The sequence below is a fragment of the Streptococcus sp. Marseille-Q7156 genome, from assembly GCF_965119495.1.
Genome location: NZ_CBCPLU010000001.1, coordinates 1097925 through 1114234, shown reverse-complemented (window position 1 = coordinate 1114234; position 16310 = coordinate 1097925). Strand labels below are relative to the sequence as shown.

Sequence of the window (16310 nt, the reverse complement as noted above, 5' to 3'; positions counted from 1 at the left end):
GTTGCCTTCGGGTGACTTTTTTGTTACAATAGCTAGAAAAAATCAAGGCCTTAGAAGGAGAAAAACAATGAAAGTCTTTCAGCATGTAAATATCGTGACTTGTGACAAAGATTTCCATGTTCATTTGGATGGAATCTTAGCAGTTAAGGATTCTCAAATCGTCTATGTTGGTCAAGAGAAGTCAGAGATTTTAGAGCAAGCTGAGCAGTTTATAGACTATCAGGGAGCCTGGATTATGCCTGGATTGGTCAATTGCCATACCCATTCTGCAATGACAGGTCTGAGAGGAATTCGAGATGATAGCAATCTCCATGAATGGCTCAATGACTATATCTGGCCTGCAGAAGCAGGATTTACTCCCGACATGACTACTAAGGCGGTCAAAGAAGCTCTGACAGAGATGCTCCAGTCAGGAACAACAACCTTTAATGATATGTATAATCCCAATGGTGTGGATATTGAGCAGATTTATCAGGCAGTGAAAGATTCCAAGATGCGTTGTTATTTCTCACCTACCCTCTTTTCTTCTGAGGCGGAGACAACTGATGAGACCATAAGCAGAACACGAGCAATCATTGAAGAAATTATTGGATATAAAAATCCAAATTTCAAGGTTATGGTAGCCCCACATTCTCCCTACAGCTGTGATAGAGACTTGCTGGAAGAAAGCATAGACATGGCAAAAGAGCTTGCTATTCCAATCCATATCCACGTGGCGGAGACCAAGGAGGAGTCAGGCATTATCCTGAAACGATACGGCAAACGTCCCCTCGCCTTTCTAGAAGAACTGGGCTATTTAGATCATCCGTCTGTCTTTGCTCATGGGGTAGAATTAAACGAGCGAGAAATTGAACGTTTGGCAACTTCTCAAGTGTCTATTGCTCACAACCCTATCAGTAACCTCAAACTGGCATCAGGGATTGCTCCCATCATCCAACTGCAAAAAGCAGGAGTAGCAGTCGGAATTGCGACAGATTCGGTTGCTTCCAATAACAATCTAGATATGTTTGAGGAAGGACGGACTGCAGCCCTTCTTCAGAAGATGAAAAGTGGGGATGCCAGCCAATTCCCTATCGAAACAGCCCTCAAGGCACTAACAATCGAAGGGGCTAAAGTTCTAGGGATGGAAAATCAGATAGGAAGCCTAGAAGTAGGTAAACAGGCAGATTTTCTGGTCATTCAACAAGAGGGGAAAATCCATCTCCAACCTCAGGAAAATATGCTCTCTCACCTAGTTTATGCTGTTAAATCTAGTGATGTTGATGATGTCTATATTGCCGGAGAACAAGTTGTTAAGCAAGGTCAAGTCCTGACAGTAGAACTTTAAAAGAAAAATCACGAAAAAATTTTAAAAAAGTTTGCAAAAATCTTGCATTCTTTTTTTGACTATGCTATACTTATATACGGTTTGAAAAAACTGCCTAAGACAGTAGGGGAGCTCGACTCATAAATATCCTACCGAGGACAAAACGTATCATGTAAAAAGAAGCGTATTGTACTTTCGTGTCTAGGTTTGGGCGCGTTTTTCTTTTGGAAAAATTCCCCAAGCAAAATAATAACGGAGGTGAACACACTAATGAGTGAAGCAATTATTGCTAAAAAAGCGGAACTAGTTGACGTAGTAGCTGAAAAAATGAAAGCTGCTGCATCTATCGTCGTTGTAGACGCTCGTGGTTTGACAGTTGAGCAAGACACAGTTCTTCGTCGTGAGCTTCGTGGAAGCGAAGTTGAGTATAAAGTCATTAAAAACTCAATCTTGCGTCGTGCAGCTGAAAAAGCTGGTCTTGAAGATCTTGCATCTGTATTCGTTGGACCATCTGCAGTAGCATTTTCTAATGAAGATGTTATCGCACCAGCGAAAATCTTGAACGACTTTTCTAAAAACGCTGAAGCACTTGAAATCAAAGGTGGTGCAATCGAAGGCGCTGTCGCATCTAAAGAAGAGATTCTTGCACTTGCAACTCTTCCAAACCGCGAAGGACTTCTTTCTATGCTCCTTTCTGTACTTCAAGCGCCAGTGCGCAACGTTGCTCTTGCAGTCAAAGCGGTTGCAGAAAGCAAAGAAGACGCAGCTTAATCTTAAGCTACGCAGCGTAGCCTAGCTACGAAAATCTATTATAAATTTAAAACATATTTGGAGGAAATAACAATGGCATTGAACATTGAAAACATTATTGCTGAAATTAAAGAAGCTTCAATCCTTGAATTGAACGACCTTGTAAAAGCTATCGAAGAAGAATTTGGTGTAACTGCAGCTGCTCCTGTAGCTGTTGCTGCAGCTGGTGCTGCTGACGCTGGTGCTGCTAAAGATTCATTCGACGTTGAATTGACATCTGCAGGCGACAAAAAAGTTGGCGTTATCAAAGTTGTACGTGAAATCACAGGTCTTGGACTTAAAGAAGCTAAAGAACTTGTTGACGGTGCACCAGCACTTGTTAAAGAAGGCGTTGCAACTGCAGAAGCTGAAGAAATCAAAGCTAAATTGGAAGAAGCTGGAGCTTCAGTTACTCTTAAATAAGAGGCATATACCAATTAGAATTCGGAATACTATAGTATCAGCCTTTTAGAATCGTGAACACATTTTAGAAACTGATAAATTAATTTAGTTTCCTACCAAAAACCCTACCAAAAATTGATTTGGCAGGGTTTTTCTTTTTAATAAAATTATTTTGGAGAACAGGGTTCGTTTTAAATGACCAGAAGTAAGCTATGTATAGATTCTAATTATAGTAGAATTTCGTATTTCAAATTTTGTAGAAATTTTTAAGAACCGTGACTATCATTGCCACTTGTCGTTCAAAATCGGGAAAATCCAGATGAATTACAACACCATTTTGATTTTATCTATGGTGTTCAGACTGATGACAATCCAACCCAAGCTTTAGCTCGTTTTCGTCAGAATGAAATTACAAAAGAAGAAATGCTTGCTGAGTTTAGAAACCTCTATTCTTTTAAATAATTATCCATTCACAACCAATCTTTTTGTGATATAATGAAAATAGAGAAGGTTTATCAATCAAAAACAGGGGAGGAGTTACAAAAATGGCAGTAGTATCATTGGAAAATAATATTAAACTGTATAGTTCAGAATTATTTTGTGCACTATTAAAAGCCTCCAATTATAAATTGGATGAGCGTATTGCTCAGATTGTTGCAGAAGGCTATGCTCGCAATCTGGATTATTCTGATCCTGAACTGATGCATGTTGGTGTAACCTCTGTTGCTAACAATCTGCTTATAAAAATTAAACAAGAGTATTTTAATGTATAGTATTTTGAGAAAAGCCACCTGAAAAGGAATAACACTTTAGGTGGCTTTTATAGAAGTAAAGTTTAGGCTAGAAAAACAAGAAACAACGCACCATTTTTGGTGCGTTTTGCTTTTTTATGCTATAATGGATTTATAAAAATAAAGGAGTTTGCCATGATTGGAAAGAACATAAAGTCCTTACGTAAAACACATGACTTAACACAACCCGAATTTGCAAGAATTATAGGAATTTCTCGAAATAGCTTGAGTCGTTATGAAAATGGAACTAGTTCAGTCTCTACGGAATTAATTGACATCATTTGTCAGAAATTTAATGTATCTTATGTCGATATTGTAGGAGAAGATAAAATGTTCAATCCTGTTGAAGATTATGAACTGACTTTAAAGATTGAAATTGTGAAAGAAAGAGGTGCTAATCTATTATCTCGACTCTATCGCTATCAAGATAGTCAGGGAATTAGCATTGATGATGAATCTAATCCTTGGATTTTAATGAGTGATGATCTTTCTGATTTGATTCATACGAATATCTATCTAGTTGAAACTTTTGATGAAATAGAGAGATATAGCGGCTATTTGGATGGAATTGAACGTATGTTAGAGATATCTGAAAAACGGATGGTAGCCTAGTGGAAATCCAAGATTATACTGATAGTGAGTTCAAACATGGTCTAGCGCGGAACATTCGCTCACTGACAAGAGGAAAAAAGTCCAGTAAGCAACCTATAGCGATTTTGCTTGGAGGGCAAAGTGGTGCTGGTAAGACTACAATTCATCGTATTAAACAGAAAGAATTTCAAGGAAATATTGTTATCATAGATGGCGATAGTTTTCGTTCTCAGCATCCACACTATTTAGAACTGCAGCAAGAATATGGCAAAGACAGTGTAGAATACACCAAAGATTTTGCAAGTAAAATGGTAGAGTCTTTAGTAAGAGAATTGAGTCATTTGGGATACAATCTTTTGATCGAGGGAACTTTACGAACAGTTGACGTTCCAAAGAAAACAGTACAACTCTTGAAAAATAAGGGATATGAGGTACAATTAGCCTTAATTGCGACAAAGCCTGAATTGTCCTATCTAAGTACTCTTATCCGTTATGAAGAACTGTACGCCATCAATCCAAATCAAGCACGCGCAACTCCAAAAGAACATCATGATCTGATAGTGAACAATCTAGTTGAGAATACCCACCAGCTGGAGCAATTAGGTATCTTTGAACAAATCCAAATCTATCAACGAGATAGGACCTGTGTTTACGATTCTAGAGATGATGAAATATCAGCAGTAGCTGTTCTTCATGAGTTACTGTTTGGAGAGTGGAGTCAGGTAGAGAAGGAGATGTTGCAGGTGGGGAAAGAACAAATGAAAGAACAATGTGTAAAAAATAATACGTAAGGGTGGAAACAGTACATGCTTGAAATTAATATTGCTGATACAGAATTTAAAGAAATATTTTCTGATATAAAAAATCGTTATTTATCAACTGCAAATTTTCCAAAATTTATTATTGGTACGGGTTTATCTATAGTAATGGGTGTCCCTGGTATGGGTAAGTTGGCTGATGAACTAGATAAAAATTTCTCTTCAGATAAAAACGTTGAATATAAAAAGTATTGGGGAGAGTGTCAGTCTATGGTAAGGAATCATGGACTTGAAGCAGCTCTTTTAACAATTTCAAATACAAAAAATGATTTTGTAGAAAAAATCCGTGAAATTACTGGTAAATTTATTTTAGAATCTGACTATGCTGTGAGAGAGAATATTTTGAAGAATTCATCTGGATTTGAAAAATTACTAAATTATCTCCACAAGACAGTGAGTGTTAATAAAAAGATTATTGATATAATGACACCAAACTATGACTTAATTATAGAGACTATTGCAGATAAATTAAATTTAACTACAACTTTAGGATTTAAAGGTAATCTATTTCAAAAATTTGATTCAGAGTTACTGAGAGATCCTTACAAATACTATAAAAAATCAACAGCAATATTAAGAATTTTCAAACCCCATGGATCTATCAATTGGATAAATCGAGCTGGCATTACCTATCAAACTAATGATTACTGTTATCTAGATAAGAATAGTAATTGTATTGAAATCATTGCTCCTGGCAGTATGAAATTTCAATATGGGATGACTCATAATCTACTAAGAGAGCATCGTGAGATTTTTAATAGTGTTATTACAGATAATGAGAGTAGTCATGCGATTTTTATTTATGGATATGGTTTCAATGATAAGCAATTTGATACTGTTTTTGAAAACACAAGCAAAGATGTGATTGTGTTGACTATGGATATAAAGGAAGAAGTTATAAATAGGGCTGTATGTAATAAGAATTGGACCTTGTTTTATAAAAATGTTATAGGGAGAACGCACAATACAACGAATCTCTCATTTATGGTTTATAAAGGTAAACAGTACAAAATAGATAAGAATTTGTGGGATTTAGAAGAATTTGTAGAGCTATTTATAGGACAATTATGAGGTGAAAAATGGCAAATATACAGCAGTACTTAACTCAAGAAATTGGAAATGTACAAAATGTTGATACGCAAAAAGTTATAGTTAATGTAAAAAAGGAAGAGTTGTTAAATAAACTAAAGATAAATGATTTGGCTATTCTTTCAGGTAATAATGCTGATGAGAAATTAATTGGTATTGTGACTAAGGTTAGTAAGAAAAGTATTGATTTTAATGGTACTGAAATTGATGAGGATTCCTTATTGGAGTATTCTTATAATTTTTGTAGTATAACCTTAGTAGGGACATTTTATAGCAAAATTTCTCCAACTCAGAATAATATTTTTAAAAGGGCAGTGAATACTTATCCAGAGATAAATAGCCCAGTTTTTCTAGCTGATGACGATGCGCTATATATGATAATGAATTCCTTGACTAATAATCAAAGTCATGGAAAAGAATTAAATATTGGGAAATATGCTAGCAATCAGTCTGTTGAAGCAATTTTAGATGGAAATAAATTTTTCCAGAGACATGCAGCAATTGTTGGAAGTACGGGGAGTGGTAAATCATTTTCAGTCGCTAATATCTTAGAGAAAACTAATGGATTAGACTATTCAAATATTATTATCTTTGATTTACATGGAGAGTACAATGAGTTGTCTTATGCAAAGCAAATAAAAATTGGTGATGCAGCAACTGATTTACAAATTCCACTATGGTTTTTCAATTATGAAGAAATACATTCTTTATTTATTGAATCGTCTGAGGGCACTTCTTCTAATCAAAGAGCTATAGTAGTCAAACATATTCTTAGTAAAAAGAAGGAATATATAGAAAGTAAAGCTAATTTTTCTTCGGATATTGTTACAGTTGATACTCCAATACCGTTTTCAACAAAAGAGTTAAAAGAATATTTAGAAAATGAAAATATTAAAGAAGACAGAACTGGCGAAACGTATAAGTCAGGTGATAAGAAGGGGCAAGAAAAAACAAGGCAAGGACAATATTATGGCAAGTTGACTAATCTGATTACAAGATTGCAAACAAAAATGGACGATAAAAAATATGGCTTTGTATTTAATGAACAGCATACTTCAGATTCTAATTACTTAAATAGATTTATTTCTGAAATAATGGGAAGAGATAAACATATTAAAGTAATTGATTTATCTGAAATACCATCAGATATGTTATCAATTGTAATTGGTATTGTAACAAGATTAGTATATGATGTACAATTTTGGATGACTCCTAAAAGAAATGAAACAAGACATCCATTAGCATTTATTTGCGATGAAGCACATTTATATATACCAAGAGATATAACTAAGCTAAAAGCTGTTGAGAAAAAATCTTTAGAAATTTTTGAAAAAATTTCCAAAGAAGGGCGTAAGTATGGAGTTTCCTTAGTTGTTGTTTCTCAAAGACCGGCGGAATTAAATTCAACTATAATATCCCAATGTAATAATATTATTTCGTTGAAAATAACAAATGATAGAGATAAAACAGCAGTAGCGACAATGTTGACCGATTCATTAGTTGGGTTAGTTGAGACCCTACCTAACCTTGATGTTGGCGAATGTATTGTAATTGGTGATGCTATAAAGTTACCAACTAAAATTTTATTAGATAAACCTAAAGAAGAACCTAAAAGCTCTACAATCGATTTTTGGGACAGATGGATTGATGGTCAACAAACAGTGTTTGATATTGATGATGCAATAAAAAATATGATTAAACAATCGCGTTGAATAATATATTAGACTTATTAGATAGAGTCATACACATGATACTAACTAACAATTTCATCTACCTTTGTATAGAGCCACGAGGCTCTTTTTTCAACCCATCATTCTCCTGTGATAACTTCTCCAAGTTTCTTCAGCTATACTTTTCTCAACTTTTAAAAATACAACTAAGAATTTTACCTGGGAATCTGGGGGCTAGCCACCAGATTTTCATATCGTTTGTTTTTTGAACCGTAAGGTTTGAAATGGCAAGAGATATGATTTTTGGGATATTGTGGACACAATATCTGAGCTCGCAAAGACCGAACAAGAAGCAAGTGAGGTCTTTAGGAAGCGTACTGACAATGTGAGGTAGACTTACACTGTCAGACAAGTAGAATGTTGAAGGGATATCAGAATGGGACAAGAAATTAAGTCAATCAGAAAGCAATTTAGAATCACGAGACAAGAAGAAAAACAGATAAAAGAAATGATGAGGGAACAAAAAATGGATAGTTTCTCAGAATTTCTTCGTCAGAATTTATTGAAAAAGAATTATCAGGATAGAATTTTTGAAAGTTGGTTCTCCCTTTGGCAGTCTCAAAAGTTTGAACAGATTAGTCGAGATGTGTATAAAGTTCTGGTTATCGCAAGAGAAAATCATCAAGTGACGCAAGAGCACGTCTCAATCTTATTGACTTGCGTTCAAGAATTGATTGCAGAAGTGAATCAAGTGCAGCCACTCAGTCGTGAGTTCCGTGAAAAATATATGGGTTAGGAGGATGTAATGGTTTATCGCTATCGTACTAATCTCAAAAAAGTATTTCTAACTGATCCAGAATTACACCAATTGAATGAACGGATTGCTAAGAGCAATTGTCAAAATTTCTCAGTCTATGCCAGAAAAGTTTTACTTAATCCCAATATGTCATTTGTCATGATTAACACTGATACTTATGACCAGTTAGTTTTTGAATTGAGACGGATTGGAAATAACATAAATCAAATTGCGCGTGCGATTAATCAAAGCCATCTGATTTCTCAGGACCAATTACAAGAATTGATTAAAGGAGTCGGAGAATTAATTAAGGAAGTGGACAAAGAATTTCAAGTGGAGGTGAAAAGACTGAAGGAGTTTCATGGTAGTTACTAAACACTTTGCGACGCACGGAAAAAAATATCGTAGGCGTTTAATTAAGTATATTCTCAACCCTGATAAAACGGACAATTTGAAATTGGTATCTGATTTTGGCATGAGCAATTACTTGGACTTCCCTAGTCATGCAGAAATGGTAGAGATGTACAATGTCAACTTCACCAATAATGACAAGTTGTACGAATCCAGAAACGACCGACAAGAAAAACACCAACAAACTATTCATGCTCATCACCTCATTCAATCATTTTCTCCTGAAGATAATCTGACACCTGAAGAAATTAACCGCATTGGTTATGAGACCATGATGGAATTGACAGGAGGTCGTTTTAAGTTTATCGTAGCAACTCATACAGACAAAGATCATGTTCATAATCACATCATAATCAACGCTATTGACCGCAATTCAGATAAAAAGTTGATATGGAACTATGCCTTGGAACGAAACCTCCGTATGATTTCAGACCGTATTTCTAAAGTGGCTGGGGCGAAAATTATCGAGAAGAGTTTTTCTTACCGTGACTATCAAAAATATAGGCAGTCTAGTCATAAATTTGAATTGAAACAACGTCTTTATTTTTTGTTGCAGCAATCTAAATCGTTTGATGATTTTTTAGAGAAAGCAAAGCAGTTGCATGTTCAGATTGATTTTAGTCAAAAGCATAGTCGATTCATGATGACGGATCGAGCAATGACAAAACCAATTCGAGGACGCCAACTCAGCAAACGAGATCTATATGATGAAGAATTATTTAGAATGCATTTTGCTAAGCAAGAGATTGAAAGTCGTTTAGAATTTTTGTTGAACCGTGTCAATTCTTTAGAAGATTTAATAACAAAAGCCAAAGAATTGAATCTAACCATTGACTTAAAACAAAAAAATGTAACTTTTATCCTGGAAGAAGAGAATCAAAAGATAAGTTTGGGTCATCAAAAAATAAGTGATAAGAAATTATATGACGTCAAATTTTTTCAAGATTATTTTAAAAATAAGGAAGTCGTTGCTTCAGAAGGATTAGAGAATTTAAAGGAACAGTACCATGCATTCCAAGAAGAACGAGATAAGGATAAAGTATCCACTGAAGAGATTGAGGAAGCCTTTGAGACATTTACGGAAAAACGAGATACCGTTCGTGAATTTGAAGTGGAACTTGCAGAGAAGCAAATAGAGAAGCTAGTTGATGAGGGCATTTATATCAAAGTGTCTTTTGGTATTAAGCAGAGTGGTCTCATTTTCATTCCCAATTATCAATTAGATATCCTGGAAGAAGAGAATCAGAAAAAATATAAAATCTTTATACGTGAGACAACCTCATACTTTGTATATAACAAAGAACATTCGGATAAGAATCAGTATGTCAAAGGACGAACATTGATAAGACAGCTAACCAACGATAGTCGAGTAATACCATACAGAAGACCTACAGTTAAGAGTCTACAGAAAAAGATTACTGAGATTAACCTCTTCATTGAATTAACTGAAGCAGATAAGAAATACCAAGACATTAAAGACGAGTTAGTAAAAGAAATAGCAGAGATAGATATAAAACAAAATCAAATTAATGAAAAAATTGCCAACTTAAATAAGATGGCGGAAGTGCTTATCAATTTGAAGAGTGAGGATGTGAGCAGTCGAAAGCTTGCAAGATATGACTTTTCAAAATTAAATTTGCCAGAATCAATTACAGTAGAACAAGTAAGCGAAGAAATAAGAGCGTTTCAAGAGGAGCTAGATCATTATCTTTATGAGTATGAGAGCTTAATAAAAAATTTAGAAATGTTTGTAAAAGTACTGAATGATAAGGATTTTGATAAAAAATTTAGTATAGAAATACTATTGGAATAACAAGAACTAATCCTATGGTGGTTAAAGATTAACTATCTTTATGCTATTGATTAATATATTTGTCATAGTGCTCTTGGTACTGTGCTTTTATATTATGTTCTCCTAGAATTTCAAATACCTGAAGTGCTTGTTTCATCTTTTCGATTCCGTTCGCAAGATTGCACTTAAATTCAAAGTATCCACATGTATATAAGAAGACGGTTTGTTCATAATAGTTTAATTCATTATTTAGTAATTTTTTTATTTCTTTGATTAGAAAACTACAATTTTGAAATTCTTCTTTATCAATACTAACAATTAGGCAATTGATTGCCAATTGTGTAACAAGCCGTTTATTTGTCTTATTTAAAGTTGAATAGAGATAATTTTTTAACATTTCTATAGTTAATAGGAAAAAGGAGTTATATTTAATTGTTCTTACACAGTTACCTAATAGGATAATTTCATAGTAACCCCAGTTTTCAACTTTAAAAAGATAATCTGTTAGCTGTAATAACTCCTCATCCGAGGGGAGAAAATTTTTATTTGTTGTATAGAGAATCGATTTTACCATTGTCTTTTCATAAGGACCCAAGTTATAACTTGAAGAGTTTGATAGTAATTCAATAATACTATCAAAATTTTTTGTGGAGTATTGTTTACGAATATATTGAACTAGGTTAGCAAATGATTCACTATTGGTGTAGTCATCATCGTGTAAAATAAGAAACTCATCTAGGGTAACGTGCAACTTGTCTAAAATATTGATAAGCCTAATACAAGATATTTCTGATTCTCCCCGTTCGAATCGAGATATTTGAGATTTAGAAAGATGCTCGTCAGCAACAGAACATAAACTGATTTGTTTTCCTTTACGAACTTTTCTGAGTGTGATGCCAAGTTTTGATTTCATAATTTTCCCGTTTTCCCAACAAAAAAGTAATTGATTTTTATTTATTGTACAATAAATAAAAACTGAAAGGAAGTCTAAATATGAAGAAAATTTTAAAAATTCCCTAATTTTATTGTTGGTAATGGATATTATTATTGTCGGTGGATAAAATGTTTAGGTGTACACCTAAGAGTCTGGGACAAAAAGATTTTGATTTTAGGAATTCTTTATTATAAATTTTAAAAATCGATAGATTAGACAAAAAAGCGAACAAGACAGAATTTTGAGTGTCAGATAACTCGTTTTGTTCGCTTTTTATATTTAAGGTTAGACTTTTGTCCCAGACTCTTAGTACTGGTTGGAGGATACGATGAAAGATAGTATGGTTAATTATTGGTTAAATTATTTTCCGGAGTATAGTTTAGAAACGTTTGAAGTAGAATAGATATTAAGGACCTATCTTTCTCTTATTCCAAAGAGTCAGCTCCTGTAATAGAAAATTTAAATTTGACTATTGAGTCAGGACAGAGAATTGCACTAGTCGGTCAACCGGGGTCAGGAAAAAGTACGTTATCAAAAATACCATCAGGATTATATAAGATTGATACAGGAAAAGTTTTATTTGATGGTGTAAATATTAATCAAATAGATAAAAAAATATTAAGTCAAAATTTAGGAGTAGTTCCACAGGATTCATTTTTATTGAACAGAAGTATTCTTGATAATATAACTTTAAAGCACGAAGTTACTTCACAAAAGATAGAGGAAGTTTGTAAAGTAGTTCAAATCTATGATGAAATCATGGCTATGCCGATGAAATTTAATACTATCATCTCAGAGATGGGTTCAAATATTTCAGGTGGTCAAAGTCAACGGATAGCACTGGCACGTGCATTAATAAATTATCCAAGTATTATAATTTTAGATGAAGCAACTAGTGCATTAGATACTATTAATGAGGAAAGAATAACAAAGTATATAAAAAGTCAGGGCTGTACTCAAATAATTGTAGCTCATAGATAGTCAACGATTAAGGATGCGGATATTATTTTTGTAATGATAGGTGGTAAGATTGTTGAGTCAGGAAATCATAAGTACTTAATGGCTCTTGGTGGAGAGTACTACAGCTTATATACAAAAAGGAAATGAGGTGTAAAGAAAATGAAGAAAGAAAATGAATATGTAATTTCAATAGCAGCCTCACTAGGGGTGATGATTGGAATAGTGTTTGCAATTTTTTTAGATTTTCCAGTTGAATATGGTATTTCTTTAGGTTTGTTGAATGGAATAGTATTGGGTTCGCTGATTGTTTACAAAAACAATAAAAATTAAGCATATTTTTTTGCTGTAAACTAAGGAGAAGAGATGGCTATAGTTGAAATTATAAATCTAACAAAAAGCTTTAAAGATATTGAAGTTATTCATAACACTTCATTTTATTTAAATAATAGAGCAACTACATTAGTAGCTTAAAAACATGATTAAACCGCTATTCTTAGGAGTAGCGGTTTTTATTTTTATGTGCCCGGGGGCAAAAAAGGGAAAGGAAGCTTTAAAAGTGAGGAGAGTTAGATTGAAAGAATCATATTGGTAAATCGAAATGATGGATATTTGTATCATGTCATAAATCGTTATCAAACGATAATATTGATTTTCTTACAAATTAAGAGTATAATTTATAAAAATGAGTGTTCACTCAATTTTTGTGAAATTAAGGAGTAAAGAAAATGGTTGTTGAAGCAATAGAGTACAGTCGTTTCGGTAACGAAGAGGTCTTGGATTTGCTGAAGATCGACTCTACAGACTTGGATGTAAATCAGGTGAGAGTAGAAGTTCATGCTGTTGGTTTAAATCCTATTGATTATAAAACTTTTGAGGGAGCGAAACCCCTTCGATTTCTATCTTTTATAACGAAATTAAGGAAACCAAGTCGTTGGTTTGAGTCTAAATCATCTTTATTTCCAAGAGGTGTGGGGAGAGATTTTTCTGGAGTTATTACAGAAGTTGGAAATGAAGTAACTAGGTTTTCAGTAGGAGATAAGGTGTTTGGAACAATGATTAGTGATCCTGGTTTGGGAACTAAGAGGGGAGCTTTAGCAACAGAAATTTGTGTCAATGAATCAGAAATTGTATTGAAACCAGAGATGATCGACATGACTCACGCAGCTACTATGGGAGTAGCTGCTCTAACTGTGGGTGGGGCTTTTAGAAGAATTGGTTTAAATTCAAGAGATACTGTTGTTATTTCAGCTGCAGCAGGAGGTATTGGAAGTATTGCAGTACAGTATGCAGTTGCTAAGGGGGCGACAGTGATTGGAATAGCAAGTAAGAAAAATGCAGAGTATCTAAAGTCTTTAGGTGCCATACCAGTAAGTTACGAAGAGAATATCAAGAAGGCGCTTCTATCAGCTAGTCCAACGCCTATTACAAAATTTTTGGATTGTTATGGATCTGATTATGTTAGATTGGCTTTTAGTTTAGGCTTGAAGGGGACAGCTATTGGGACATTAGTACCTTCGCCCTATGTCATGATAAAAGGTGCTCAGTTTACTGGTCCGAGACATTCCACATATGATGATTTTAGCACTTTAGCTGAAATGGTTTCAGACGGGAAGGTTCAGCTGAAAATTGATCAAGTGTATGACTTTTCTCTAAAGTCAGTTAGAGAAGCCTATCGTAGTCTGAAAATGGGACACAGTCGAGGCAAAAAAGTAGTAAAAGTAAGAGAGTAGAAGAGAGGTGCTAGCGATGGAAAGTTTAGAACAAAAGTATGCTCAGACGTTAGAAGTTAGCAACTTGAGCTTGAAACAACGTCGAGTATTATTATCAAGCTTAAAATTATTTTCAGAAATGGGATTTGAAAATACAACGTCCAGCCTTATTGCCGAACGCGCTGGAGTGTCAGAAGGAACTGTTTTTAGTTACTTTAAAACAAAGGAAGGTATTTTAGAAGCCATTTTATCTACTTTTCTAGAACAGGTTATTCCAGAAGTAATTGCGGATTTCTCAGAAAAAAAATTCACAGTAGATCAAGAAACTTTTCCCTTCTTTTTAAAAAGTATTGTTCGAGATAGGCTCTTTTTCATTCAGAAGAATCAAATGCATGTTAAAATTCTCTTGGGGCGTTCTTTTATTGATAAAAATCTTTCTATCCAGTTAGGAAATATTATTGTTCAATCTATAATAGAACCAATTAGCCCTGTTTTAAATCAATTTAAAGAAAAAGGACTTATTCTAAATTGGTCAAATGAAAGAATTGTTCGATACATTTTAGCATTGAGTTTTTCTTATCTTATTCCCATGATGTTGAATGATGAAGGAACTATAAACATCGATGAAACAGTTGATGAGATTGTTGAGTGTTTGTCATCTGCCCTAATGAAAGTAAAATAAATTCTGATGTTAAAACTCACTGTTAATGGTGAGTTTTTTGGATTCAACAAAAAAATCCCCAATCGTAGTGATTGAGGATTGAGCAAATAAATCTTAAACAATACCTTGGGCAATCATAGCGTTTGCTACATTTTCAAAGGCAGCAATGTTAGCTCCTGCAAGGTAGTCTTTATCAAGACCGTATGTTTCTGAAGTCGTTTTAGCTGTGTTAAAGATGTTTGTCATAATGTCTTTGAGACGTCCATCAACTTCTTCACGAGTCCATGAGAGGCGAAGGCTATTTTGGCTCATTTCAAGAGCTGAAACGGCTACACCACCAGCGTTGGCAGCTTTTGCAGGTCCGTAGAAGATACCATTTTCTTTGTAGACTTTGATGGCATCAAGGTCGCTTGGCATGTTGGCACCTTCAGATACACAGATAACGCCTTGAGCAACCAAACGTTTAGCTGCTTCACCGTTGATTTCGTTTTGAGTCGCACATGGAAGCGCAATGTCATAGTTTCCAGCGTAAGTCCATACAGAACCTTCGTGATATGTTGCAGTTGCTTTTTCAGCAGCATACTCAGTCAAACGAGCGCGACGTTTTTCTTTAACATCAACCAAAAGATCGAAGTCGATACCATTTTCATCGATGACATAACCATTTGAGTCAGATACAGAGATAACAGTTGCACCAAGTTCAGTTGCTTTTTGAAGAGCGTATTGAGCAACGTTACCAGAACCTGAAATAACCACTTTCTTACCAGCAAAGCTATTACCGTTAGCTTTAAGCATTTCTTCAGTGTAGTAAACCAAACCATAACCAGTTGCTTCTGGACGAATCAAGCTACCACCAAATCCAAGAGGTTTACCAGTCAAGACACCAGCATCAAATTGGTTAAGGCGTTTGTATTGACCGTAAAGGTAACCAATCTCACGTCCACCAACACCGATATCACCAGCAGGTACGTCAAGTGATGGTCCGATGTGTTTTTGCAATTCAGTCATGAAGCTTTGGCAGAAGCGCATCACTTCAGCATCTGTTTTACCTTTAGGATCGAAGTCTGATCCACCTTTACCTCCACCGATAGGAAGTCCAGTCAAGACGTTTTTGAAGATTTGTTCAAATCCGAGGAATTTCAAAATCCCTTGGTTAACAGTTGGGTGGAAACGAAGTCCGCCTTTGTATGGCCCAACAGCTGAGTTGAATTGAACACGGTAACCACGGTTTACTTGAATGTTTCCATCACGGTCAACCCAAGGAACACGGAAAGAAATCACGCGTTCTGGCTCAGTGATACGTGCCAAGATATTTTCTTCGATATACTCAGGGTGTTTTTCAAATACAGGTTCTAAAGTGTTGAAAAATTCTTCAACAGCTTGGAGGAATTCAGCCTCGTGCCCGTTACGAGCTTTCACAGTTTCAAACACGCTTTGGATATATTCTTTAGCAGATGTCATGTCGTTCTCCTTAAATTCTAATTTAATTATGTGTGTCATTATAGCAGAAATTTTTTTAACTGTAAAGAGAAAAACAAAAATTTTCTAAAAATTCTATCAATTTAGTTTTGAGACTTTTTGAAAGTAGATA

At 34.6% G+C, this 16310-nt stretch carries 18 protein-coding genes and 1 other annotated feature; of the genes, 16 read left to right on the top strand and 2 right to left on the bottom strand.

From position 1 onward, the window contains the following. Window positions 1-67: 67 nt before the first annotated feature. The 12 genes from ACWPV5_RS05275 to ACWPV5_RS05220 all read left to right on the top strand — a co-directional run bounded on the left by ACWPV5_RS05275 (window position 68) and on the right by ACWPV5_RS05220 (window position 10476). Window positions 68-1327, top strand: coding sequence for a TRZ/ATZ family protein (locus ACWPV5_RS05275; RefSeq protein WP_219966791.1), 1260 nt, complete (start codon window positions 68-70; stop codon window positions 1325-1327). 75 nt (window positions 1328-1402) lie between these two features. Next, window positions 1403-1538, top strand: a sequence feature (ribosomal protein L10 leader region). A 38-nt stretch (window positions 1539-1576) separates the two neighbouring features. Next, on the top strand, window positions 1577-2077 hold the full coding sequence (gene rplJ, locus ACWPV5_RS05270) for a 50S ribosomal protein L10 (protein WP_001287278.1): 501 nt from the start codon (window positions 1577-1579) through the stop codon (window positions 2075-2077). A 72-nt stretch (window positions 2078-2149) separates the two neighbouring features. Then, on the top strand, window positions 2150-2518 hold the full coding sequence (rplL, locus tag ACWPV5_RS05265; RefSeq protein ID WP_001196965.1) for a 50S ribosomal protein L7/L12: 369 nt from the start codon (window positions 2150-2152) through the stop codon (window positions 2516-2518). A gap of 264 nt (window positions 2519-2782) precedes the next feature. Beyond that, the gene (locus tag ACWPV5_RS05260; protein WP_258318543.1) at window positions 2783-2959 is read left to right on the top strand and encodes a hypothetical protein; all 177 of its coding nucleotides are present in this window, start codon (window positions 2783-2785) and stop codon (window positions 2957-2959) included. An 83-nt stretch (window positions 2960-3042) separates the two neighbouring features. Beyond that, entirely contained in the window at window positions 3043-3270 is a 228-nt protein-coding gene (locus tag ACWPV5_RS05255) for a hypothetical protein (protein WP_219966790.1), read from the top strand. Between the two features lie 153 nt (window positions 3271-3423). Next, entirely contained in the window at window positions 3424-3900 is a 477-nt protein-coding gene (pezA, locus tag ACWPV5_RS05250) for a type II toxin-antitoxin system antitoxin PezA (protein WP_025173761.1), read from the top strand. Next, window positions 3900-4670 carry a type II toxin-antitoxin system toxin PezT gene (pezT, locus tag ACWPV5_RS05245; protein ID WP_219966789.1) on the top strand — a complete coding sequence of 257 codons (771 nt, stop codon included), beginning with the start codon at window positions 3900-3902 and terminating at the stop codon, window positions 4668-4670. Before pezA ends, pezT begins: the two co-directional genes overlap by 1 nt. 15 nt (window positions 4671-4685) lie before the next feature. Then, window positions 4686-5768 (top strand): SIR2 family protein, encoded by a 1083-nt coding sequence (locus ACWPV5_RS05240; RefSeq protein ID WP_219966788.1) that lies wholly within the window; start codon window positions 4686-4688, stop codon window positions 5766-5768. A gap of 8 nt (window positions 5769-5776) precedes the next feature. Further along, window positions 5777-7498, top strand: coding sequence for an ATP-binding protein (locus ACWPV5_RS05235; RefSeq protein ID WP_219966787.1), 1722 nt, complete (start codon window positions 5777-5779; stop codon window positions 7496-7498). A 394-nt stretch (window positions 7499-7892) separates the two neighbouring features. After that, window positions 7893-8252: an SAG1252 family conjugative relaxosome accessory protein gene (locus ACWPV5_RS05230; protein ID WP_000529546.1), complete on the top strand. Its 360-nt coding sequence runs from the start codon at window positions 7893-7895 to the stop codon at window positions 8250-8252. 9 nt (window positions 8253-8261) lie between these two features. Then, a complete protein-coding gene (locus ACWPV5_RS05225) occupies window positions 8262-8627 on the top strand; it encodes a MobC family plasmid mobilization relaxosome protein (RefSeq protein ID WP_219966786.1) in 366 nt (121 codons plus the stop codon). After that, window positions 8614-10476, top strand: coding sequence for an SAG1250 family conjugative relaxase (locus ACWPV5_RS05220; protein WP_219966785.1), 1863 nt, complete (start codon window positions 8614-8616; stop codon window positions 10474-10476). The genes ACWPV5_RS05225 and ACWPV5_RS05220 overlap by 14 nt, the downstream gene beginning before the upstream one ends. A gap of 43 nt (window positions 10477-10519) precedes the next feature. Here ACWPV5_RS05220 and ACWPV5_RS05215 read toward each other — a convergent pair whose 3' ends face one another. After that, a complete protein-coding gene (locus ACWPV5_RS05215) occupies window positions 10520-11368 on the bottom strand; it encodes a helix-turn-helix domain-containing protein (protein ID WP_219966784.1) in 849 nt (282 codons plus the stop codon). A 486-nt stretch (window positions 11369-11854) separates the two neighbouring features. On the opposite strand from ACWPV5_RS05215, the gene ACWPV5_RS05210 reads away from it, so the two are divergent. The 4 genes from ACWPV5_RS05210 (at window position 11855) to ACWPV5_RS05195 (ending at window position 14740) form a co-directional block, all read left to right on the top strand. After that, window positions 11855-12370, top strand: a complete 516-nt coding sequence (locus ACWPV5_RS05210) for an ATP-binding cassette domain-containing protein (RefSeq protein ID WP_219966783.1) — start codon at window positions 11855-11857, stop codon at window positions 12368-12370. Window positions 12371-12508: 138 nt separating this feature from the next. Beyond that, window positions 12509-12679, top strand: a complete 171-nt coding sequence (locus ACWPV5_RS05205) for a hypothetical protein (protein ID WP_219966782.1) — start codon at window positions 12509-12511, stop codon at window positions 12677-12679. Window positions 12680-13074: 395 nt separating this feature from the next. Then, window positions 13075-14079 (top strand): NADP-dependent oxidoreductase, encoded by a 1005-nt coding sequence (locus tag ACWPV5_RS05200; RefSeq protein ID WP_219966781.1) that lies wholly within the window; start codon window positions 13075-13077, stop codon window positions 14077-14079. A gap of 16 nt (window positions 14080-14095) precedes the next feature. Further along, window positions 14096-14740: a TetR/AcrR family transcriptional regulator gene (locus ACWPV5_RS05195; RefSeq protein WP_219966780.1), complete on the top strand. Its 645-nt coding sequence runs from the start codon at window positions 14096-14098 to the stop codon at window positions 14738-14740. 93 nt (window positions 14741-14833) lie between these two features. Here the strand turns inward: ACWPV5_RS05195 and gdhA are convergent, their stop codons facing one another. After that, window positions 14834-16180 carry an NADP-specific glutamate dehydrogenase gene (gene gdhA / locus ACWPV5_RS05190; RefSeq protein WP_070842577.1) on the bottom strand — a complete coding sequence of 449 codons (1347 nt, stop codon included), beginning with the start codon at window positions 16178-16180 and terminating at the stop codon, window positions 14834-14836. Between the last annotated feature and the right edge of the window lie 130 nt (window positions 16181-16310).

Bases quoted from the DNA above. Each gene is read 5' to 3' on its own strand.
- rplJ (WP_001287278.1), top strand. From the start codon at position 1,577: ATGAGTGAAGCAATTATTGCTAAAAAAGCGGAACTAGTTGACGTAGTA.
- gdhA (WP_070842577.1), bottom strand. From the start codon at position 16,180: ATGACATCTGCTAAAGAATATATCCAAAGCGTGTTTGAAACTGTGAAA.
- ACWPV5_RS05215 (WP_219966784.1), bottom strand. From the start codon at position 11,368: ATGAAATCAAAACTTGGCATCACACTCAGAAAAGTTCGTAAAGGAAAA.
- ACWPV5_RS05240 (WP_219966788.1), top strand. From the start codon at position 4,686: ATGCTTGAAATTAATATTGCTGATACAGAATTTAAAGAAATATTTTCT.
- pezA (WP_025173761.1), top strand. From the start codon at position 3,424: ATGATTGGAAAGAACATAAAGTCCTTACGTAAAACACATGACTTAACA.
- ACWPV5_RS05195 (WP_219966780.1), top strand. From the start codon at position 14,096: ATGGAAAGTTTAGAACAAAAGTATGCTCAGACGTTAGAAGTTAGCAAC.
- ACWPV5_RS05230 (WP_000529546.1), top strand. From the start codon at position 7,893: ATGGGACAAGAAATTAAGTCAATCAGAAAGCAATTTAGAATCACGAGA.
- ACWPV5_RS05235 (WP_219966787.1), top strand. From the start codon at position 5,777: ATGGCAAATATACAGCAGTACTTAACTCAAGAAATTGGAAATGTACAA.
- rplL (WP_001196965.1), top strand. From the start codon at position 2,150: ATGGCATTGAACATTGAAAACATTATTGCTGAAATTAAAGAAGCTTCA.
- ACWPV5_RS05205 (WP_219966782.1), top strand. From the start codon at position 12,509: ATGAAGAAAGAAAATGAATATGTAATTTCAATAGCAGCCTCACTAGGG.
- ACWPV5_RS05200 (WP_219966781.1), top strand. From the start codon at position 13,075: ATGGTTGTTGAAGCAATAGAGTACAGTCGTTTCGGTAACGAAGAGGTC.
- ACWPV5_RS05220 (WP_219966785.1), top strand. From the start codon at position 8,614: ATGGTAGTTACTAAACACTTTGCGACGCACGGAAAAAAATATCGTAGG.
- ACWPV5_RS05255 (WP_219966790.1), top strand. From the start codon at position 3,043: ATGGCAGTAGTATCATTGGAAAATAATATTAAACTGTATAGTTCAGAA.
- ACWPV5_RS05225 (WP_219966786.1), top strand. From the start codon at position 8,262: ATGGTTTATCGCTATCGTACTAATCTCAAAAAAGTATTTCTAACTGAT.
- ACWPV5_RS05275 (WP_219966791.1), top strand. From the start codon at position 68: ATGAAAGTCTTTCAGCATGTAAATATCGTGACTTGTGACAAAGATTTC.